The sequence below is a fragment of the Nocardioides sp. S-1144 genome, assembly GCF_005954645.2.
Lineage (GTDB): Bacteria > Actinomycetota > Actinomycetes > Propionibacteriales > Nocardioidaceae > Nocardioides > Nocardioides dongxiaopingii.
Map to the genome: position 1 here is coordinate 739,922 of NZ_CP040695.2, position 19,417 is coordinate 759,338.

19 protein-coding genes are annotated in these 19,417 nt (G+C 75.5%); 10 read left to right on the plus strand and 9 right to left on the minus strand.

The window, feature by feature from the left end:
• Positions 1–32: 32 nt before the first annotated feature.
• Both FE634_RS21545 and FE634_RS03490 read right to left on the minus strand, forming a co-directional pair.
• Positions 33–167 (minus strand): hypothetical protein, encoded by a 135-nt coding sequence (locus tag FE634_RS21545; RefSeq protein ID WP_262347567.1) that lies wholly within the window; start codon positions 165–167, stop codon positions 33–35.
• An 18-nt stretch (positions 168–185) separates the two neighbouring features.
• On the minus strand, positions 186–1,058 hold the full coding sequence (locus FE634_RS03490; protein ID WP_138875093.1) for a 1,4-dihydroxy-2-naphthoate polyprenyltransferase: 873 nt from the start codon (positions 1,056–1,058) through the stop codon (positions 186–188).
• Positions 1,059–1,152: 94 nt separating this feature from the next.
• On the opposite strand from FE634_RS03490, the gene FE634_RS03495 reads away from it, so the two are divergent.
• From FE634_RS03495 to FE634_RS03515, 5 genes are all read left to right on the plus strand, one after another.
• Entirely contained in the window at positions 1,153–2,142 is a 990-nt protein-coding gene (locus FE634_RS03495; protein WP_138875094.1) for an AMP-binding protein, read from the plus strand.
• 38 nt (positions 2,143–2,180) lie between these two features.
• Positions 2,181–3,110, plus strand: a complete 930-nt coding sequence (locus FE634_RS03500; RefSeq protein ID WP_262347653.1) for an o-succinylbenzoate synthase — start codon at positions 2,181–2,183, stop codon at positions 3,108–3,110.
• Complete coding sequence (gene menD, locus FE634_RS03505) at positions 3,107–4,705, plus strand: 2-succinyl-5-enolpyruvyl-6-hydroxy-3-cyclohexene-1-carboxylic-acid synthase (RefSeq protein WP_138875095.1); 1,599 nt, start codon at positions 3,107–3,109, stop codon at positions 4,703–4,705. Before FE634_RS03500 ends, menD begins: the two co-directional genes overlap by 4 nt.
• A 34-nt stretch (positions 4,706–4,739) precedes the next feature.
• Complete coding sequence (locus FE634_RS03510) at positions 4,740–5,903, plus strand: hypothetical protein (RefSeq protein WP_148240355.1); 1,164 nt, start codon at positions 4,740–4,742, stop codon at positions 5,901–5,903.
• A 61-nt stretch (positions 5,904–5,964) separates the two neighbouring features.
• Entirely contained in the window at positions 5,965–7,857 is a 1,893-nt protein-coding gene (locus FE634_RS03515; RefSeq protein WP_137292328.1) for a Na+/H+ antiporter, read from the plus strand.
• 328 nt (positions 7,858–8,185) lie between these two features.
• Here FE634_RS03515 and FE634_RS03520 read toward each other — a convergent pair whose 3' ends face one another.
• On the minus strand, positions 8,186–9,019 hold the full coding sequence (locus FE634_RS03520; protein ID WP_138875098.1) for an NAD(P)H-binding protein: 834 nt from the start codon (positions 9,017–9,019) through the stop codon (positions 8,186–8,188).
• A gap of 118 nt (positions 9,020–9,137) precedes the next feature.
• Here FE634_RS03520 and FE634_RS03525 point away from each other — a divergent pair, with 118 nt between their 5' ends.
• Positions 9,138–9,743: a YdeI/OmpD-associated family protein gene (locus FE634_RS03525; RefSeq protein ID WP_148240356.1), complete on the plus strand. Its 606-nt coding sequence runs from the start codon at positions 9,138–9,140 to the stop codon at positions 9,741–9,743.
• A 40-nt stretch (positions 9,744–9,783) separates the two neighbouring features.
• Positions 9,784–10,440: an MBL fold metallo-hydrolase gene (locus FE634_RS03530; RefSeq protein ID WP_138875099.1), complete on the plus strand. Its 657-nt coding sequence runs from the start codon at positions 9,784–9,786 to the stop codon at positions 10,438–10,440.
• Positions 10,441–10,579: 139 nt separating this feature from the next.
• Here FE634_RS03530 and FE634_RS03535 read toward each other — a convergent pair whose 3' ends face one another.
• Positions 10,580–11,875 (minus strand): isochorismate synthase, encoded by a 1,296-nt coding sequence (locus FE634_RS03535; RefSeq protein ID WP_138875100.1) that lies wholly within the window; start codon positions 11,873–11,875, stop codon positions 10,580–10,582.
• A 59-nt stretch (positions 11,876–11,934) separates the two neighbouring features.
• Here FE634_RS03535 and FE634_RS03540 point away from each other — a divergent pair, with 59 nt between their 5' ends.
• On the plus strand, positions 11,935–12,561 hold the full coding sequence (locus FE634_RS03540; protein ID WP_138875101.1) for a hypothetical protein: 627 nt from the start codon (positions 11,935–11,937) through the stop codon (positions 12,559–12,561).
• On the opposite strand, the gene FE634_RS03545 is transcribed toward FE634_RS03540, so the two are convergent.
• The 3 genes from FE634_RS03545 to FE634_RS03555 all read right to left on the minus strand — a co-directional run bounded on the left by FE634_RS03545 (position 12,551) and on the right by FE634_RS03555 (position 16,504).
• Positions 12,551–13,390, minus strand: a complete 840-nt coding sequence (locus tag FE634_RS03545) for a serine/threonine-protein kinase (RefSeq protein WP_138875102.1) — start codon at positions 13,388–13,390, stop codon at positions 12,551–12,553. The two genes, FE634_RS03540 and FE634_RS03545, sit on opposite strands and share 11 nt — an antisense overlap.
• Complete coding sequence (locus FE634_RS03550; protein ID WP_138875103.1) at positions 13,387–15,132, minus strand: ABC transporter ATP-binding protein; 1,746 nt, start codon at positions 15,130–15,132, stop codon at positions 13,387–13,389. Before FE634_RS03550 ends, FE634_RS03545 begins: the two co-directional genes overlap by 4 nt.
• Before the next feature lie 355 nt (positions 15,133–15,487).
• Entirely contained in the window at positions 15,488–16,504 is a 1,017-nt protein-coding gene (locus FE634_RS03555) for a L,D-transpeptidase family protein (protein WP_138875104.1), read from the minus strand.
• Between the two features lie 116 nt (positions 16,505–16,620).
• Here FE634_RS03555 and FE634_RS03560 point away from each other — a divergent pair, with 116 nt between their 5' ends.
• Together FE634_RS03560 and FE634_RS03565 are read left to right on the plus strand one after the other, a co-directional pair.
• The gene (locus FE634_RS03560; RefSeq protein ID WP_148240357.1) at positions 16,621–17,310 is read left to right on the plus strand and encodes a demethylmenaquinone methyltransferase; all 690 of its coding nucleotides are present in this window, start codon (positions 16,621–16,623) and stop codon (positions 17,308–17,310) included.
• Between the two features lie 118 nt (positions 17,311–17,428).
• Positions 17,429–17,992: a hypothetical protein gene (locus FE634_RS03565; protein ID WP_138875106.1), complete on the plus strand. Its 564-nt coding sequence runs from the start codon at positions 17,429–17,431 to the stop codon at positions 17,990–17,992.
• Between the two features lie 22 nt (positions 17,993–18,014).
• Here the strand turns inward: FE634_RS03565 and FE634_RS03570 are convergent, their stop codons facing one another.
• Positions 18,015–18,764, minus strand: coding sequence for an AIM24 family protein (locus FE634_RS03570; protein ID WP_137292581.1), 750 nt, complete (start codon positions 18,762–18,764; stop codon positions 18,015–18,017).
• Between the two features lie 5 nt (positions 18,765–18,769).
• Positions 18,770–19,411, minus strand: a complete 642-nt coding sequence (locus tag FE634_RS03575; protein ID WP_137292339.1) for an AIM24 family protein — start codon at positions 19,409–19,411, stop codon at positions 18,770–18,772.
• Positions 19,412–19,417 lie beyond the last annotated feature (6 nt).

Below are 19,417 nucleotides of genomic sequence, written 5' to 3' on the forward strand. Positions count from 1 at the left end.
CGACGCGCTGCGCGGGTCGGGGACGACGCGGCTCAGCGGCGCTTGCGCTGCTCCAGGCGGCGCTCGATGCGGCTCTGCGGCTGGCCGAGGATCTTGGCGAGCAGCGGCACGCGGAACCGGTAGGCGGCGACGCCGAGGACGACCACGAGCAGCAGGATCCAGAACATGCCCAGACCCTACGCCGCTCAGGTGAGCAGCAGCGGGACGGCGACGAGCGCGGCCCACGCCAGCTCGCCGATGCCGGTCGACTGCAGCACCGGGATCAGCCGCGGTCCGGTGGCACCGCCGAGCACGGTCCGGACGCCGCGGCCGGCCACGGCGAGGAATCCGAGGCCGAGCAGCGCCCACCACGAGGTGAGGGCGGCGACCGCGACGACGGCCACGGCCGCGGCCGCGACGAGCCCGACGTAGAGGCGCCGGGTGGCGGCGTCGCCGAGCCGGACGGCGAGGGTCCGCTTGCCGGCGTCGGTGTCGGTCGGGATGTCGCGCAGGTTGTTGACGACGAGGATCGCGCAGGCCAGCGCGCCGATCCCGCAGGCGGCGGCCAGCGCCGCCCACGACCACGCCTCGGTCTGCACGTACGTCGTGCCGACGACGGCCACGAGGCCGAAGAAGACGAAGACCATCACCTCGCCGAGCCCGAGGTAGCCGTACGGCGTCGAGCCGCCGGTGTAGTACCAGGCGGCCACCACGCTCACCAGCCCGACGGCGACCAGCCACCAGGCCGTCGTCGCGGCGAGCACCAGCCCGGCGGCGCCGGCGACGCCGAAGGCCAGGAACGCCGCCCGCTTCACCGCACCCGGCGTCGCGACCCCGGAGCCGACCAGGCGCATCGGCCCGACCCGGACGTCGTCGGTGCCGCGGATGCCGTCGGAGTAGTCGTTGGCGTAGTTGACGGCGACCTGGAGGGCCAGGCTGACCAGGAGCGCCAGCAGCGCCTTCCACCACACCGCGCCGCCGTCGTACGACGCGACGCCGGTGCCGGCCAGGACCGGGGACACCGCGGCGGGCAGGGTGCGCGGACGAGCGCCCTGCACCCACTCAGCCGCCGTCGCCACCCAGGGATTCAACCAGGACGGGGCCGGGCGGGGATCGGCGGCCCGATCGGCGGCCCGGACGAGGGCCCGGTGGTCGCGCCACTACATTCGGGGGATGGACGTCCCCCGGCTGCGCGCGTGGCTCGCCGCCCCCGGCGAGCCGGAGCCGCTGGTGGTCGAGACGTCCGGCTCCTCCGGCACCCCCAAGCGCGTGGTGCTGTCGCGCCGAGCCGTGCTCGCCTCGGTCGCGGCCAGCGCCGACCGGCTCGGCGGCACCGGCCCGTGGGCCCTCCGGCTGCCCCTCGGCTACGTCGCCGGCCTCCAGGTGGTGTGCCGGTCGCTGGTCGCCGGTCACGAGCCGCTCACCGACCCCACCCGCTGGCCGGACGGCGAGGGCTGGTTCACCAGCCTGGTGCCCACGCAGCTGCACCGCATCCTCGAGGACGCCGACCCCACCGACCGCTCAGCCCTCGCCCGCGCCCACACCGTGCTCCTGGGCGGCGGACCGGTCGACCCCGCGCTCCGGGCCGGTGCCGCGGCGGCCGGCGTCCGCGTCGTGGCGACCTACGGCGCGGCCGAGACCGCGGGCGGCTGCGTCTACGACGGCGTCCCGCTCGACGGCGTGGCCGTCGACGTCGACGTCTCCGGCCGGATCCGGCTGGGCGGGCCCACCCTCTTCGACCGCTACGACGGCGACCCCGACCTCACCGCGCAGACGCTCGTCGACGGCTGGTTCCTCACCGCCGACGCCGGCCGGCTCGGCCCGGACGGGCGGCTGGAGGTGCTGGGTCGCGTGGACGACGTCGTCGTCAGCGGCGGCGTGAACGTGCCCGGCCCGGCGGTGGCGGCCCGGCTGCGGGCCCACCCGGGCGTGGCCGCGGCCGAGGTGCTCGGCGTCCCCGACGAGGAGTGGGGCAACCGGCTCGTGGCCTTCGTCGCCCTCGCGGACGCCGCCCGCGACGTCGACGCGACCGCGCTCCGGGCCTGGGTCGCCGCCGCCCACCCCCGGGCCTGGGCGCCGCGCCAGGTCGTCGTCCTCGACGCGATCCCGCTGCTGGCCAACGGCAAGGCCGACCGGCTGCGGCTGCGGGAGCTGGCCCGGTGAACGCGCCGGGCGGTGACCTGCGGGTGCTCTCCATCCCGATGCGGACCCGGTTCCGCGGCATCACTGTGCGCGAGGTCGCGCTGGTCGAGGGCGCCGGCGGCTGGGGCGAGTGGAGCCCCTTCCTGGAGTACGACGCCGCGACGGCGTGGCCCTGGCTGGCCTGCGCCCGCGAGGCGGCCGCCGGCGACTGGCCCGCGCCGCTGCGGAGCGAGGTCGCGGTCAACGTCACCGTGCCGGCCGTCGACCCCGAGCGCGCCCACCGGATCGTCCTCGACGGCGGCTGCCGCACCGCGAAGGTGAAGGTGGCCGAGCCCGGCCAGTCGCTGGCCGACGACGAGGAGCGGGTCGCGGCCGTCCGTGCCGCGCTCGGGCCCGGCGGCGCGGTCCGGGTCGACGCCAACGGCGGCTGGTCGGTCGAGGCGGCCGTCACCGCGATCCGGCGCCTCGACGCCGCGGCCGGCGGCCTCGAGTACGCCGAGCAGCCGGTCGCGACCGTGGAGGACCTGGCGCTCGTGCGCCGCCGCGTCGACGTGCCGATCGCCGCTGACGAGTCGATCCGCCGCGCGGCCGACCCCTACCGCGTCCGCGACCTGGAGGCCGCCGACATCGCGGTGCTCAAGGTGCAGCCCCTGGGCGGGGTGCGGGCCTGCCTGCGGATCGCCGAGGACATCGGGCTGCCGGTCGTCGTCTCCTCGGCGCTGGAGACCTCGGTCGGGATCGCCGCCGGCCTGGCCCTCGCGGCGGCCCTGCCCGAGCTGCCCCACGCCTGCGGGCTGGCCACCGTCCAGCTCCTCACCGACGACGTGGCGGTGACGCCGCTGCTGCCCGTCGACGGCGTCCTGCCGGTCCCGGTCGCCGGGGCCCCCCTCGTCGACCTCGCCGCGCTCGACCGGCTCGCCGCCCCGCCCGACCGGGTCGCGCACTGGACGGCCCGGCTCGCCGCCGTCACCCGAGGAGGGCGTCCATGACCGCCAGCGCCACCGAGCTCGCCCGCGACGTCGTCCGGCAGCTGCTCGACGCCGGCATCTCGGAGGTCGTGATCGCCCCGGGCAGCCGCAACGCGCCGCTGTCGTTCGCCTTCTTCGACGCAGCGCGCGACGGCCTGGTCCGGCTGCACACCCGCATCGACGAGCGCACCGCCGGCTTCCTGGCCCTCGGCCTGACCCGCAGCCACGCCCGGGCCGCCGTCGTCTGCACCTCCGGCACGGCCGTGGCCAACCTGCACCCGGCCGTGCTCGAGGCCGTGCACGCCGGCGTCCCGGTCGTCGTGGTCACCGCCGACCGGCCGGCCCGGATGCGCGGCACGGACGCCAACCAGACCACCGACCAGGTCGGCGTCTTCGGTCCGCTGGTGCCGACCGTCGACCTGGCGTCGCCGCAGCCCCTCGAGCTGGAGGGCCACGGCCCGGTGCACCTCAACGTGCAGCTCGACGACCCGCTGCTCCCCGGCTCCCGGTGGGAGGCCGCCGCCGACGGCGCCGGTGCCGACCGGACGTCGAGGTCCTGGTCCGACCCGCCGCCGGTCGAGCTGCCGCTCGGCCCGCGCACCGTCGTCGTCGCCGGTGACGACGCCGGACCCCCGGCCCGCCGACTCGCCGAGGCGGCCGGGTGGCCGCTGCTCGCCGAGCCGTCGTCGGGGTCGCGCACCGGCGAGAACGCGCTGCGCTGCTACCGCCTGCTGCTGGGGGAGGGCGGCGACCTGGCCGGACGCGTCGAGCGGGCCGTCGTCCACGGCAGCCCGACGCTCTCTCGCCCGGTGCAGTGGCTGCTGGCCCGGGCCGACGTCGAGGTGCTGTCGGTCCCCGGCCGCGGCGCCTGGGCCGAGCGCCCCTACCCGGTCGCCGGCACCGCCGCCGCCTACGCCGTCGCCGGTCCCGACGACCCGGCGTGGCTCCAGGAGTGGCGCGACGCCGACCGCGACGTCGCCCGCCGGCTCGACGCGCTGCTCGCCGGGCGACCCGGCCTGACGCCGTACGAGGTGGCCGGGGCGGTGCACCGCGCCCTGGGGCCCGGCATGCAGCTGGTCGTCGGGGCGTCCAGCCCGATCCGCGACCTCGACGTGATGGCCCGGCCGACCGGGGTGGGCGAGCGCCGCAAGGTGATCGCGAACCGCGGCCTCGCCGGCATCGACGGCACGATCTCGACCGCCGTCGGCGCCGCGCTCGGCCGCCGGCACGGGTCGACGATCGCCCTGATGGGCGACGTCACGTTCCTCCACGACAGCAACGGCCTGGTGCTCGGGCCGACCGAGCCGCGTCCCGACCTGGTCGTCGTCGTCGTCAACGACGACGGCGGCGCCATCTTCACCACGCTCGAGCAGGGTGCGCCCGAGCACGCCGACCGGTTCGAGGCGCTGTTCGGCACCCCGCACCACGTCGACCTGGCCGCGCTCTGCGCCGCCACCCGCACGCCGCACCTGGAGGTGGGGAGCCTCCCCGAGCTCGAGCAGGCCCTGGCCTCGCCGAACGGCGGCATCGAGGTCGTCGAGGTGCGCGTGCGTCGCGACGACCGTCGCGAGCTCGACCTCGCCATCCGGTCGCTGGCGGCCGCGTCGCCGCACTGAGGCACCCGGGGCGCGTTCGACCTACGATTCGTCCATGGAGCTCCACGACCGGCTGTACGCGCTCGGCCTGCAGAGCGGCCGGCACGTCTTCGACGACCCGGCCGCGTTCCGTGGGGTCCTCGACGACGCCGTCCGTCGCGGCGAGGTCTCGCGCGACGACGTCGACCTCCTGGCCGATGCGATCCGCTCCGGCGCCCTCGGCGCGATGCTCGCGGCGATGGACGCCGGCACCGACGCGCTGCCCGCCGCCGGCGAGGCCGGTGCCCGCGTCGTCGGCGGGCGTCGGAGCAAGACGCCGCCCGGACCCGCCGAGGTCGCGCGCGGGCAGTGGGCCTGCGCCGTCCTCGGCTTCGCGGTCGGCCGGGTCAGCGAGTCCGACGTCGTGCGGTTCCGCACCCTCGCGCAGGCCAGCCCCGGGTCGGGCACCGGGTCGGGCGGCGCGTCGGCGCCGACCTACGCGCCGGGCTACCCCGGGCAGCCCTACCAGCCGACCTACCAGCCCGCCTACCAGCAGGCCCAGGGCTACCCCGGCGGGCCGGTGTCGTGGACGCCGGCACCGGGCCGCCGCTCCCGGACCGGGCTGTACGTCGGGATCGGGGTGACCGCGGCCGCGGTCGTCATCGCCGTGGTGCTCGCCCTGGTGCTCACCGGGGGCGACGACGAGGACCCGGTCGCGAGCGACACCGGCTCGTCCGGCGCACCGAGCAGCGAAGTGACGTCCGACCCGACCAGCGACCCCACGAGCGACCCCACGAGCCCCGCGACCAGCGACCCGACGAGCGACCCGACGAGCCCGGCCACCAGCGCGGCGCCGTCGGGACGGGTCAGCGACGAGGCGGCGGCCGGCTACACGCTGGCGCTGCAGACCTTCTCCACCGACTTCGGCAAGGCCAGCGACGAGCTGAGCAGCGCCACCACCGACGACGACCTCGCGGGGGCGCTCGCGGGGTCGGCCGGCATGCGGGCGGCGGTCTACGACCTCGACCTCGCCGTCCGCGGCCTCGACTTGACCCCGATCCAGCCGACCGTCAACGAGTTCCTGGGCGTCAGCGGCGAGATGATCACCGGTTTCGACGAGACCGCGTCGTCGGCGACCTCCTCGCTCGACGTCAACCTGGGGTTCCTGGGGCTGCCGACGATCGAGTACACCGCGGCCTTCCAGGCCGTGGCCGAGGAGATCGACAAGAGCCGCCGCTGAGCCGGGACGCGAGCCTGGACGCGGTGCGGGCGCCGGCCCCGGGAGCGGGGAGAATGGTGTCGTGGAGATCGCCCTGCTTCTCGTCTCGCTCGCCGTCAGCGTCCTCGCGGTCACCGCGGTCGCCGACCGGATCGACATCCCTGCCCCGCTCGTCCTGATCGTCGCCGGCGTCGCGGTGTCCTACGTGCCCGGGGTGCTGGAGGTCCGCCTCGAGGCGGACGTCGTGCTCTTCGGGCTGCTGCCGCCGCTGCTGTACGCCACCGCGATCCAGACCTCGCTCGTCGACTTCCGGGCCAACCTGCGCACCATCCTCCTGCTCTCGGTCGGTCTGGTGGTCTTCACCGCGGCCGGCATCGCGGTGCTGCTGCACGCCCTCCTGCCCGGGCTCGGGTGGGGACTGGCCTTCGCCATCGGCGCGGTCGTCGCACCCCCGGACGCCGTCGCCGCCACCGCCGTCGGACGCCGGATCGGGCTGCCCCGGCGGATCACCACGATCCTGGAGGGGGAGTCGCTGCTCAACGACGCCACCGCGCTCGTCTCGCTGCGCACCGCGCTCGCCGCCGGCGGGCTGGCCGCGCACGGCCACGGCGGCGGTCACGTCGAGGAGGTCACCGCCCAGGGCGTGGCCCTCGACTTCGTGGTCGCGGCCGGTGGTGGCGTGCTGGTCGGACTGCTCGCCTTCCTCGTGGTGGCCTTCCTGCGCCGCAAGCTCACCGACCCGCTGATGGACACCGCGCTCTCGCTGATCGTGCCCTACGCCGCCTACGTCGGCGCCGAGGAGATCAGCGCCTCCGGCGTCATCGCCGTCGTGGTCGCCGGACTGCTGCTGGGCCACCGGGCCCCGATCCTCCAGACGGCGCAGTCCCGGATCGCCGAGCGCACCAACTGGCGCACGATCGCCTTCGTCCTCGAGAACGTCGTCTTCCTCCTCATCGGCCTCCAGGCGGCCAGCCTCATCGAGGCCGTCGAGGAGAGCGACCTGTCGGGCACCCGCGTCGCGCTGGCCTGCGGCCTGTCGCTGGTCGGCGTCATCGTGCTGCGGCTCGCGTGGGTCTTCCCGGCGCGCTACCTGCTCGCCCGCAACGTCGGCGACCACGAGGCGCGGGCGGTGCCGCCGGCGTCGTACACGTTCCTGCTCGGGTGGGCCGGGATGCGCGGCGTCGTCACCCTGGCCGCGGCGTTCGTGATCCCGGCCGAGGCCGAGTACCGCGAGGTGCTGCTCCTGGTGGCCTTCACCGTGGTGGCCGGCACCCTGCTCGTGCAGGGGCTGAGCCTGCCGTTCCTCGCGCGCCGCCTCGACGTGCCCCCACCGGACCCGATGGACGACGCCCTGGCCCGCGCCACCCTGCTCCAACAGGCCTCAAAGGCGGGCTTCAAGAAGCTCAAGTCGCTCGACGAGGACGACCTGCACGGCGTCGTCAGCCTCATCAAGCAGCGCATCGAGCAGCGCAATTTCGCCGCCTGGGAGCGGCTCGGCACCACCGCCGACGAGGAGACCCCGAGCGAGCTCTACGGCCGGCTGCGGCTCACGATGATCGAGGAGGAGCGCCGTCGCGTGCTCGCGATCCGCTCCGAGGGCACGACGCCGTCGGTCGTGGTGGCCGAGGTGCTGGCCATGCTCGACGTCGAGGAGTCGATGCTCGACCGGGCCACCCAGGCCCGCGCCGAGCTGCGGACCTCGGCCGTGCGGCGTCCGGGGGAGGAGTGCGACCACCTCGCCGAGCACCCCGTCGTGGAGACCGTCAGCGACGGCACCTGCCCGGCCTGCGTCGCCAACGGCAACCGGTGGGTGGCGCTGCGGCAGTGCCTCGACTGCGGCCACGTCGGCTGCTGCGACTCCTCACCCGACCGGCACGCGACCACGCACTTCCAGGAGACCGGCCACACGGTCATGCAGTCCGCCGAGGACGGCGAGGAGTGGCGTTGGTGCTACGTGCACCACATGACCGCCTGACGCCGCGCGGCGCCACGATGGCCGACCCAATCCGCGCGATCGCGCCGTTTGGGTCGGTTCTGGGGGCCGTGGTCGACCCGATCCGCGCGATCGCGCCGTTTGGGTCGGTTCTGGGGCCTGTGGTTGACCCGATCCGCGCGATCGCGCCGTTTGGGTCGGTTCTGGGGGCCGTGGTTGACCCGATCCGCGCGATCGCGCCGTTTGGGTCGGTTCTGGGGGCTGTGGGCGACCCAATCCGCGCGATCGCGCCGTTTGGGTCGGTTCTGGGGGCTGTGGGCGACCCAAACCGAGCGATCGCGCCGTTCGGGTCGGGTGGCCGCGGGCAGGGTCAGCCGGCGAGGGCCTGCTCGAGGGTGCGGGCGGGGTGCCCGGTCAGCCGCCGGACGTCGTCGGTGACTGCCGCGCAGGAGCCGTCGGCGATGGCGACGTAGGTGCTCACCCAGGCGTCGAGCTGCCACTCCCCGGCGTCGGGGTAGGCGGCCCGGCGGGCGGCGTAGGCCTCCTCGACCGACTCCGGCTCGTAGCGCAGCGGGCGTCCCAGGACGGCGCCGGCGCGGTCGGCGACCTCGTCGAGGGTCAGCGCCTCCGGACCGGTCAGGGTGTACGTCGCCCCGAGGTGCGCCCGCGGGTCGCGGAGCACCGCGACGGCGGCGTCGGCGACGTCGGCGCGGGCCACCGCGGCGACGCTGCCGTGCCCGGCCGGGCCGCGGATCGCGCCGGAGGCGTCCGCGAACAGCGGCAGCACGTCGGCGTAGAAGGCGTCGCGCAGGATCGTGAAGTCCATCCCGCTCTCGCGGATGGCGACCTCGGTGTCGTGGTGGTCGCGGCCGAGCGTGAACGTCGCGTCGGCGGCTGCGCCGGAGAACGACGTGTAGACGACGTGCCGCACCCCGGCCCGGGCCGCGGCCTCCACGAACGTGCGGTGCTCGCGGCGCCGGTGCTCCGACTCGGCGGCCGAGACCATGAACAGCAGGTCGACGCCCTCGAGCGCCGCCGTCGCGGCCGCGGCGTCGTCGTAGGGGGTGACGTGGACCCCGCCCGACTGCTCCCCGAGCTGCGGGGCGCGGGCCGGGTCGCGGACCAGCAGCCGGGGACGGAGGTCTGCGAGCGCGTGGGCCACGGGGCCGCCGAGGGCCCCGGTGGAGCCGGTGAGGGCGAGCATGGGCCCGATCCTGCCACCCCCGCCCGTGCCGGGTCGGCGCGATGCTGCGGCGACCAGCGGGGCGCCGACCCGCTCCTCGTCCGTGGCGCGAGCCCGGGACGGCTGGCACCATCGACGGATGACCGCGCCGGTACCCGCGCCCGAGGAGGGGGAGGCCCACGACGGGCGGCCCTACGTGCACCCCGAGACGCTCGAGCAGTGGCGGGCCTGGCTCGCCGCGCACCACGCCCGCGGCTCCGGCGTGTGGGTCTACCAGTGGCGCAGGGCCACGGGACGCCCGGCGCTCGGCTACGAGGAGCAGGTCGTCGAGGCGCTCGCGTGGGGCTGGATCGACAGCACCGCCGGCACGGTCGACGAGCAGCGGGCGCGGATGTGGTTCGCCCCGCGCCGACCGACCAGCGGGTGGTCGCGGCCCAACAAGCAGCGCGTCGAGCGCCTGCACGCCGAGGGCCGGATGCAGCCGGCCGGCCGGGCCGCCCTCGACCTCGCGCACGCCAACGGGTCCTGGACGCTGCTCGACGACGTCGAGGACCTCGTCGTCCCGCCCGACCTCGCGGCCGCCCTCGCCGCGCATCCGGGCGCCCGCGCGCACTGGGACTCGTTCCCGCCGTCGACCCGCAAGCAGATGCTCACCCAGGTGGTCACGGCCAAGAAGCCCGAGACCCGGACGGCCCGGATCGCGAGGTTCGCCGACGCCGCCGCCCGCGGGGAGCGGGGCGCCTGAGCGGCTCCGACGGGCGTCGTCCGCGGGCTAGGTTGGGCCCATGAGGCTCACCAAGTTCGGCCACGCCTGCGTCCGGGTCGAGCACGACGGCGTCGTGGTGGTCATCGACCCCGGCTCGTTCACGCAGCGCGAGGCTGTCGACGGTGCGGACGTCGTCCTGGTCACCCACCAGCACCCCGACCACCTCGACGTCGAGCACCTGCGCGCGGCCGGCTCCGGCGGCGCGGCGATCCACACGATCGGCGCCGTGGCCGACGAGATCCGTGCCCAGGCGCCGGACGTCGCCGAGCGGGTCGCCGTGGTCGCGCCGGGCGACGTCCTCGACGTCGGGGTCCCGGTGCGCGTGGTGGGCGAGAAGCACGCCGTCATCCACGCCGACTACCCGCGCATCGACAACTCCGGCTTCCTGCTCACCCTCGGCGACCAGCGGGTCTACCACCCCGGCGACGCGCTCGTCGGTCCCGGCGAGCCGGTCGACGTGCTGCTCGCGCCGGTCTCCGCGCCGTGGCTCAAGATCGGCGAGGCGATCGACTTCGTGCGCGACGTCGCCGCCCCGCGCACCCTCGCCGTCCACGACCGCGTCTACAGCGAGGTCGGTCTCGGCATGGTCGCCATGCACATGGACAACCTCGCCCTCGGCGGCCCCGACAGCGGCCGCACGTTCGTCCGGCTCGCCGACGGCGCCGACCTGGGCTGAACCTGCCACCAGCGTGCAATTGCCGAGCATGGCTCGGTCGCCGAGCCCGGAACCGAGCCAGGCTCGGCAATTGCACGCCCAGGGACGTCGACGACGGCGCGAGCGCCCCGGACGCCCGGGCGCCGAGCGCAGCGTCAGCTCAGCCCAGGGCGTCGCGGACCGGGACGAGCTTGGCCTGCGACTCGACCAGCTCGGCGGCGGGGTCGGAGTCGGCGACGATGCCGCAGCCGGCGAAGAGCCGGACCGTGGTCCGGGAGGGGCCCTCGATCTCGGCCGAGCGCAGCGCGATGCCCCACTCGCCGTCGCCGGTGGCGTCCATCCAGCCGACCGGCCCGGCGTAGCGGCCGCGTCGCATGCCCTCGATCTCGGCGATCAGGTCGGTCGCGACCCGGGTCGGGGTGCCGCCGACGGCGGCCGAGGGGTGCAGCGCGGCGGCCAGGGCCAGCGAGGAGACCGCCACGGCGTCGCCGACGACCCCGACCACCCCGGCCACGTCGGTGGCCAGGTGCATGACGTTGGGCAGGTGCAGCACGAACGGCGCCTCGGGCACGTTCATCGACGAGCAGTGCGGGCCGAGGGCATCGGCGACCGAGCGGACGGCGTACTCGTGCTCCTCGAGGTCCTTCGACGAGCGGGCCAGGGTGGCGGCCAGGGCCAGGTCGCGCTCGTCGTCGCCGGTGCGGCGGATGGTGCCGGCCAGCACGCGGGAGGTGACCAGGCCGCGCTCGCGGCGCACGAGCAGCTCGGGCGTCGCGCCGAACAGGCCGTCGACGTGGAAGGTCCAGCAGGTGGGGTAGGCCTCGGCCAGCCGGCGCACCGGGTAGCGGACGTCGACCGGCTCGTCGGAGGTGGCGATCAGGTCACGCGCGAGCACCACCTTCTCCAGGTCGCCGGCGCCGATCCGGGCGACGGCGTCGGCGACGACGCCCATCCACTCCTCGCCGCTGCGCGCGCCGTCGGCGAAGCGGAGGTTGACCGGGCCGGGCGGGGCCGGCTGCGGCTCGAGCGGGACGTCGTGCAGGCGCAGCTCGCCGCGGGCGACGGTGGTGACCCAGGTGACGCCGTCGCGGCGGCCGACGACGACCTCCGGGACGACGAGCACCGACTCCTCGGCGACCCCGTCGGTGAAGGCGAAGGAGCCGAAGCAGACCAAACCGCTGCCGGGCAGGTCGACGTCGTCGCGGACGACGGCGTGCGCGGCCTGCTCGGCCCACCAGGCGTCGGCGTCCTCGAAGCGGCGCGGGCCGCCGGTGCGCACGGACGCGGCGACGCCCCACCCCACGACGCCGTCGCCGCGGCGCAGCCAGGCGACCGGGTCGCCGGCGGGGAGCAGGTCGACGAGGGAGGCGACGGCGTCGGCGTCGAGGGCCGCGGTCCGGACGACCAGCGGCAGGGCGTGGGGCGCCGCGCCGCCCGCCGGAGCACCTTGGGTCACCCCGGAAGGGTACTCACCGGCCGACAACCCCTTCGGAGGTGGCTGCCATGATCGGACCCATGTCTGCCTCGTCCCGGTCCACGCTCGTCGCTGCCGTCGTCGGGCTCCTGCTGCTCGGCGGGCTGGTCGTCTTCGCCACCTCCCTGCCCGACGGCGACGCGGCGTCGTCCGAGCAGGACGCCGCCGCCGGGCCGATCGACCTGCCCGACGAGCTGCCCGGCGGCCTGCTGGCGCTCGACGGCGACGACCTCCCCGAGGAGCTGACCGCGCAGCTGACCGACCTCGACCAGCTCCAGGGCCAGGAGGACTCCGCGGGCGCCCGGCTCACCGAGGTCTTCGGCGTCCCGTCGGCCTTCCGCATCTACGCCGCCGTCGACCAGTCCTCGGTCGCGCAGGTCACCGCGGTCGACAAGGCGCCGGGGGTGTTCCTGCCCGACTTCCCGCCGATCGACCCCGAGCTGATCGAGCTCACCCGCCCGGCCGTCGAGCTCGTCGACGCCGGCGACGCCCTGTGCGTCGTCACCTGGGGCCAGGCGGTGCCCGCCGGCCAGGAGGTCGACGAGACGGCGCCCCCGCAGTCCCTGCGCTGCCAGCAGGGCGCCGGCGAGCGCACCTACGAGATCTTCGGCCAGGGCATGACCGTCGACGCGGCCGTCGAGGCGCTCGACGCGCTCGTCAGCGCCTGACCCCGAGGTCGGGCGGCGGCTCGGCGGCCAGCGGCGCGAGCCCGGCCCGGACGTCGTCCAGGCGCGGCCGGGCGGCCGGGTCGACGGCCACGCACGCGACCAGCAGGTCGCGCAGGTCGGCGGGGAGCCCGTCCGGCACCGCGGGGGCCACCGGCAGCCGCCGGTGCACCACCGGCCAGCGCCGCCGGGTGTCCCAGGTGGCCTCGTCGCCGTAGGGGAGCTCGCCGCTGAGGCACTCCAGCAGCGTGATCCCGAGCCCCCAGACGTCGGCCGCCGCGGTCAGGCCGTGGCCGCGGGCCTGCTCGGGCGCGAGGTACCCGCGGGTCCCGGCACCGGGCCGGGCGCTGCCGGGCCGACCGGCCAGGCTCAGGTCGATGAGCACCGCCTTGCCGTGCTCGACGACGACGTTGGCCGGCTTGACGTCGAGGTGCAGCCAGTCGTGGCGGTGGAGGTATCCGAGCACCGAGGCCAGCTGGAGGCCGAGCTCGGCGACGTCCGGCACGCCGAGGGGTCCCTCGTCGACCACGGCGGCCAGGGTCGCCCCGCGCAGCGTCTCCACCACCAGCGCCGGCGGCTCGTCGAAGGCAGCGAGGCCCCGCACCAGGTGCGGGTGCGCGAGGCTGGTGACGATCAGTCCCTCCTGACGGGTGGCGGCGCGCACGCGCTCGTCGTCGCGGCGGTCCGCGCGCAGGACCTTGACCACGCAGCGGGTCCGGCGCTCCTCGTCCCAGGCGTCCCAGGTGTCGAGCCGGCGACCGTGGGCGAGACGGGTGAGGCCGAGGTAGCCCGGCAGCAGCCGGACGGCGTCGTCGAGCCCCGGGCCGGTCACGACGGCACCGCCACGGGCCGGGCGTCGAGCCGGACCACCCGGTCGGCGTACTCGAGGACGACGGGATCGTGGGTCAGCAGCACCAGCGTGCGGCCGCGGCTCGCCGCGGCGACGGCGTCGAGCAGCCGCCGGCTCGACTCGTGGTCGAGGCCCGTCGTGGGCTCGTCGAGGACCAGCACCCGGCTCTCGCGCAGCAGCGCCCGGGCCAGGGCGAGCCGCTGGCGCTGCCCGCCGGACAGGCTGCGGCCGCGCTGGCCGATGCGGGTGTCGTAGCCGGCGGGCAGCCGGGTGACGAACCCGTGGGCGTCGGCCGTCCGGGCCGCCGCCTCGACCTCGGCGCGGGTGGCCCCGGGGCGGGCGAAGGCGATGTTGTCGTGCACGCTGGCGTCGAGCAGCAGCTGCTCCTGCAGCACGGCGGTGACGGCGGCCCGCACCGAGCGGGCGGTGTGCCCGGCGAGGTCGTGACCGTCGACGGCGACCACGCCCGCCTCGGGGTCCAGCTGTCGGGTGAGCAGGCGGGCCAGCGTCGACTTGCCGGAGCCGCTGTCGCCGACCACGGCGACGCGCTCGCCCGCGGCCACGTCGAGGGTGAGGCCGTCGAGGGCCGGGCCGGCCGCGCCGGGGTAGGTGACCCGGACGTCGCGGAGCGCGATCGCGCCCGGCCCGGCGGGCAGCGGTCGCGCGTCCGCGCGGTCCTCGGCGGCCGGCTCGTCGAGGAGCTCCACGATGCGCTCGACGCCGGCGGTGGCGGAGTACAGCGCGGGCACCAGGTTGCTGAGGTCGCGCACCGGGCCGTAGCACTGGAGCAGCAGGGTGAGGAACGCGAGCAGGCCGCCCAGGGTGAGCCGGTCGGTCGAGAGGGCCCAGACGCCGAGCGTGACGACGACCAGGATGCCGACCAGCTCGGCCAGGTCGACCAGGGGGAGGAACACCGCGCGGACGCGGCTGCCGGCCAGCTCGGCGGCGGCGATGCCGCGGTTCTGCTCGTGGTAGGCCTCGACCGCGGCCTCCTCGCGACCGTAGGTCTGCACGAGGGCGGCGTTGGCGAGGCTCTCCTCGGTGAGCGAGCCGAGCGAGCCGCCGCGCCGGCGCCGCTCGCGCGAGACGTCGCGGGTCAGCCGTGCGAAGCGGGTCGAGACCCACCAGAACACCGGGACGACGACCAGCGAGGCGGCGGCGAGCTCCCACTGCAGGAGGAACAGGGCACCCACGAAGAAGACCAGTCGCAGCACCGCGCCGACGCCCAGCGTGAGCTGGCCGACCATGAAGCTCTCGACCGCCGCGACGTCGGAGGTCAGCCGGGTGAGGGTGTCGCCGAGGCGCCGGCGGTCCTGGACGACGGCCGGCTGGGCGAGCACGTGCTCGAAGGAGTCGCGGCGCAGGCCGACGAGGAAGCGCTGGGAGATCCAGGTCGAGAGGTAGTCGTCGGCCCCCGACACGACGGCGCTGAGCAGGTTGAGGCCCACGTAGAGCGCGGCGATCAGCAGCAGCGGCTCGAACGTCGCCGGCACCAGGACGTCGTCGACGAGGCGCTGGAAGAGGAGGATCTCGACGACCGAGATCGCCGGGGCCGCGGCGAGCAGCACGAGCCCGAGGGCCAGCCACCCGCGCAGCGGCCGCAGCCGCGGCCAGAACCGGCGGACGACGTCGGCGACGCCGAGGTGGGCCGCGGCGGCCACGACGGGGGCGGCGTCCGGGGCGGGGCGGAGCGACGCGGCGAGGCGTTGCCAGAGTCTGCGCATGTCAGGATCCTGGGGACCGGACGGGCGGGCGCCTGTGGTGACCAGGCGCCCGCCCGTTCCGTCCGTGGGTCGGCGTCAGCTGCTGCGCGAACGCGAGCGGCTGCGGTTGCGACGACGGCGCCGACGACGCCGGCGGCGCCTCCGGTCGTCGCTGCTGTCGTTGCCTCCGCCGCGGGCGACGGTGGCCGGTCGCAGGGCGCTGAAGATGCCCGAACGTGCCATGGTGCTGCCTCCTCCTCGTGGGTGTCGTGCCCCGGTCGAGGCCACGGGAAGAAGCCTGGCGGCGCCGCGTGATGCGGGCGTGAGCCGCCGATGAGACCGTTCTCATCCGGCCCACCGGCGGCGCCGCGGGAGGTCAGGACCAGTAGACGACGACCTTGTCGCCGACCTGCACCTGGTCGAAGAGCCAGGTGATCGCGCCCAGGTCGCGCACGTTGACGCAGCCGTGGGAGGCGCCGTTGTAGCCGGTCGCGGCGAAGTCGGGCGAGTAGTGGACGGCCTGGCCGCCGGAGAAGAACATCGCGAACGGCATCGGGGTGTCGTAGAGCGACGACACGTGGTCGCGGTTCTTGAAGGCCACCGAGAAGGCGCCCTCGCGGGTCGGCAGCTCGTCGGAGCCGAACCGGACGTCGACCGTCTTGAGCACCTGGCCGTCGACCACCCAGCGCAGCGTGCGGCTCGACTTGTCGACGCACAGGGCGCGCCCGGTGGTGCAGCGGGGGTCCAGCGCCCCAGGCACGTTCGCGCCGAGCTGGTTGGCCAGCTCGGCCGCGGTCGGCTCGCTGGTCATCGCGAGCAGCCGGTCCATGGTGCGCTGGTCGACCTCGCCGGTCACCGGGATCTCGCGCTTGGCCTGGAACCCCTCGACCGCGGCGCGGGTGACGTCGCCGTAGGTGCCGGTCACGTCCTGCTGGAACCAGTCGATCTGGCGCAACCGGGCCTGCAGCTCGCGCACCTCGTCGCTGTCGTCGCCGGGCCCCATCAGGGCCGGGCCGGGCTGCAGCTCGGGTGCCCGCGGCTCCTCGCTGGGCTCCTCGCTCGGGGCCTGGCTCGGGGCCTGGCTCGGGGAGGGAGTCCCGCCCTGGTCGGTGCCCGGGGCGCCGGGCTCCTCGCTCGGGCCGGCCGGGTCGCCCGCGCCGCCGGGCGCCGCGGGAGCGGTCGGGTCGGCGGGGTCGTCGCCCGGGGTCGTGGGGGAGGTGTCCGGGTCGGCGCCGTCGGGGGCCGCCTGGCTGCTCGACGGGTCGCGCGGGGACGTCGACGCGGCTGCGTCGTCGTCCGAGCCGAGCTGCGGGGTCCAGCCGGCCCCGTGGGCGGCGAGCGCGAGGAGGGCGCAGACCAGGGCGGTCAGGACGAGGCGTCGGGCGATCTTCATGGCGGGTGCTCTCTGTGACAGGAGTGACGGATGTGATTATGCGGTGTGGTGCTGCCTGGGAGACGCACCGCAGGGCCGTTTGGTTGCACCTGGTGTGTCGTCCCTAGGCTTCGGACGTGACCCGCGCCGACCTCGACAAGCAGCCCACCGACGTCCGTCGCATGTTCGACGCCGTCGCGAAGCGGTACGACGTCACCAACGACGTCCTCTCGCTCGGGCAGGACCGGCGGTGGCGGCACGAGGTCATCCGGGCCGTCGACCCCCAGCGCGGCGAGCGGGTCCTCGACCTCGCCGCCGGCACCGGCACCTCGAGCCAGCCGTTCGCCGACCGGGGCGCGCACGTCGTCCCGTGCGACTTCAGCCTCGGGATGCTCCAGGTCGGCAAGACCGCCCGCCCGCACCTGCCGTTCACCGCGGGCGACGGCACCCGGCTGCCGTTCGCCGACGCCACCTTCGACGCCGTCACCATCTCGTTCGGGCTGCGCAACATCGTCGACCCGCTCGCGGGCCTGCGCGAGCTGCGCCGCGTCACCCGCCCCGGCGGCCGCCTCGTCGTCTGCGAGTTCAGCCACCCCACCTGGGCGCCGTTCCGCACCGTGTACGTCGAGTACCTGATGAAGGCGCTCCCGCCGGTCGCCCGCGCGGTCTCCTCGGCCCCGGACGCCTACGTCTACCTCGCCGAGTCGATCCGCGCCTGGCCCGACCAGCCCGCCCTCGCCGCCCTGGTCGCGGACGCCGGCTGGCAGGCCCCCGAGTGGCGCAACCTCTCCGGCGGGATCGTCGCGCTGCACCGCGCGACCGCGTAGCCGCGCAGTCGCGCCGGGGTGCGCGACCGGCCGGCGTCACAACCAACCGGGCCCGCCGTGCGTCCAGGGTGTGAGTCGCCGCACCCGCGGCCGCGCGCACCTACCCCCGGGAGTCCCCGTGCCACACGACCGAACCACGCCGTCGCCCCGCTCGCTGCCCCACCTGCTCCTCGCACTCCTCCCGCTGGTCGTCGCGGCCGGGCTCCTCGTCGGGGCCGCGCCGGCGTCGCAGGCCGAGACGTGGCACCACCACGACGAGACCAGCGACCAGCCGCGCTTCGGCGACATCGCCACGGTCGCCGTCGACGCCCGCGAGAGGCGGGTCCACCTGCGGGCCGAGATCAACGGCACCTTCCCCGAGGAGCTGGTGTTCCACCTCGACGTCGACGGCGCGCAGCGGCGCCCCGAGCTCGCGATCTCCTACGGCCCGTACCCCGGCCGCGTCGTCGTCAGCCGGGTCGACTCGTGGCGCGGCGTCGCGCTGCGGGAGCGTTGCCGTCCGCGGACGGCGCGGGTGCGCGGCGACGTCCTGACCGCGCACGTCGCCCTGCGGTGCCTGAGCCTGGCCGGCGTCCGCCCGGAGCGGCTGCGGGTCAGCGTCACGAGCCGTTACGAGCTCGGCTCCGACTACGACCACGCGCCCCGCCGGCACCACTTCGGGCGCTGGTTCGACGTCGGCTGACGGCGCGGACCGCCCCTGGCCGCTACTGCTGCTGGGACCGCATGACCAGCCGCTGCCCGAGCGAGCCGGCCGACTGGGCGTCGAGCAGGTTCGTCTGCGACTCGACCAGCCGCACCAGCGCGCCGTCGGCGCGCATCTGCTCCGACGACTGCATCAGGATCGTGCCGGCGCCGGTGAAGTCGTACTGGCGCTCCTCGCCGGACTCGCGGCCGAACATGCCCTGGATGCCGGCCATGAAGGACTGCGCCATCCAGTTGTGGTCGTAGTGCACCGAGGGCGAGGGGCAGTCGGCCCACCCGAGGAGGGCGTCGGGGTCGGCGCGGAAGGGCGGCTCGACGAAGATCACCGGGCCGGACGACGAGGCGAGGAACTTGCCGGTGCCGATGAGGGTCAGGAACCCGGGCACGATCGACTGCTTGAGCTCGAGCCCGGTCTCGAAGGCCAGCAGGTTCGAGGCCTTGATCGTCAGGTTGCCGGCGTCGAGGTCGTAGGAGTTGATGTCGAAGCCCCGGTCGCCGATCACGAGCTTGCCCTGGCCGGCGGCGATGACCCAGTCCTGGGTGTAGATCGGCGAGGAGAACCGGGAGGCGACCCACGCGGCGCGGGAGGCGAAGGCGGCGACGCCGGCGAAGTCGATGTTGCCGTAGTAGGCGATCATCGCGCCCTTGGACGTGAACCACTCGCCGTTGAGGTCGATGCAGAACGAGTAGGAGTTGATGTTGTCGTTCGAGGGGAGCGACTGGGCGTCGTGGACGGTCGAGCCGCCGGTCATCTGGATCACTGGAACTTCTCCTCGGAGGCCTGGATGTAGACACGTCCGTGTCCGGTGCAGTGCAGCTGGGTCGCCTCGCCCGAGCCGCGGCCGACGACGTCGCGGATGCCGCCGCTGACCTTGAAGTCGATCTGCAGCGCCCCGACGTGCCCGACGTAGGCCTGCGGGTCGACGCCGACCATCTCCCCGTTGACCGGGATCTCGAAGGTGCCGCCGTGGGACAGCAGGGCCACCGACCCGGACCCGCTGACCTTCGTGGTGAACAGGCCCTGGCCCGACACCGCGCCGCGGACCGCCTGGCGGATGCCGCCCTGCCCGATCATCTCCACCGACGTCGACAGGTTGGCGTGGTGGGCCAGCAGCCGGTCGGCCTCGACGGTGAGGGTCTCGTTGTTCAGCTGCACGAGGGTCACGTAGTGCCCGCGGAAGCCGTAGAGCGCGTTGCCCTGGCCCTCGGCGACCATCATCGGGACCGACTCGCCGGCCATCGCGCGCCCGACCATGCCGCCCACGCCCCCGCCGCCGCTGATCGGGCGGAAGGTGACGCCGCCGGAGTAGCCGAGCATCGCGCCGCGGCGGGCGATGACCTCGCCGCCGGGGGAGACGTCGGTCCGGATGACCTTCTTGTTCACCTGCTCGAACGTCATCGGCCG

Coding starts and splice junctions, on each gene's coding strand:
- FE634_RS03570 (WP_137292581.1), bottom strand. CDS start 18,764: ATGACCGGCGGCTCGACCGTCCACGACGCCCAGTCGCTCCCCTCGAAC.
- FE634_RS03510 (WP_148240355.1), top strand. CDS start 4,740: ATGGAGCTCCACGACCGGCTGTACGCGCTCGGCCTGCAGAGCGGCCGG.
- FE634_RS03575 (WP_137292339.1), bottom strand. CDS start 19,411: ATGACGTTCGAGCAGGTGAACAAGAAGGTCATCCGGACCGACGTCTCC.
- menD (WP_138875095.1), top strand. CDS start 3,107: ATGACCGCCAGCGCCACCGAGCTCGCCCGCGACGTCGTCCGGCAGCTG.
- FE634_RS21545 (WP_262347567.1), bottom strand. CDS start 167: ATGTTCTGGATCCTGCTGCTCGTGGTCGTCCTCGGCGTCGCCGCCTAC.
- FE634_RS03520 (WP_138875098.1), bottom strand. CDS start 9,019: ATGCTCGCCCTCACCGGCTCCACCGGGGCCCTCGGCGGCCCCGTGGCC.
- FE634_RS03495 (WP_138875094.1), top strand. CDS start 1,153: ATGGACGTCCCCCGGCTGCGCGCGTGGCTCGCCGCCCCCGGCGAGCCG.
- FE634_RS03500 (WP_262347653.1), top strand. CDS start 2,181: ATGCGGACCCGGTTCCGCGGCATCACTGTGCGCGAGGTCGCGCTGGTC.
- FE634_RS03550 (WP_138875103.1), bottom strand. CDS start 15,132: ATGCGCAGACTCTGGCAACGCCTCGCCGCGTCGCTCCGCCCCGCCCCG.
- FE634_RS03540 (WP_138875101.1), top strand. CDS start 11,935: ATGTCTGCCTCGTCCCGGTCCACGCTCGTCGCTGCCGTCGTCGGGCTC.
- FE634_RS03530 (WP_138875099.1), top strand. CDS start 9,784: ATGAGGCTCACCAAGTTCGGCCACGCCTGCGTCCGGGTCGAGCACGAC.
- FE634_RS03555 (WP_138875104.1), bottom strand. CDS start 16,504: ATGAAGATCGCCCGACGCCTCGTCCTGACCGCCCTGGTCTGCGCCCTC.
- FE634_RS03525 (WP_148240356.1), top strand. CDS start 9,138: ATGACCGCGCCGGTACCCGCGCCCGAGGAGGGGGAGGCCCACGACGGG.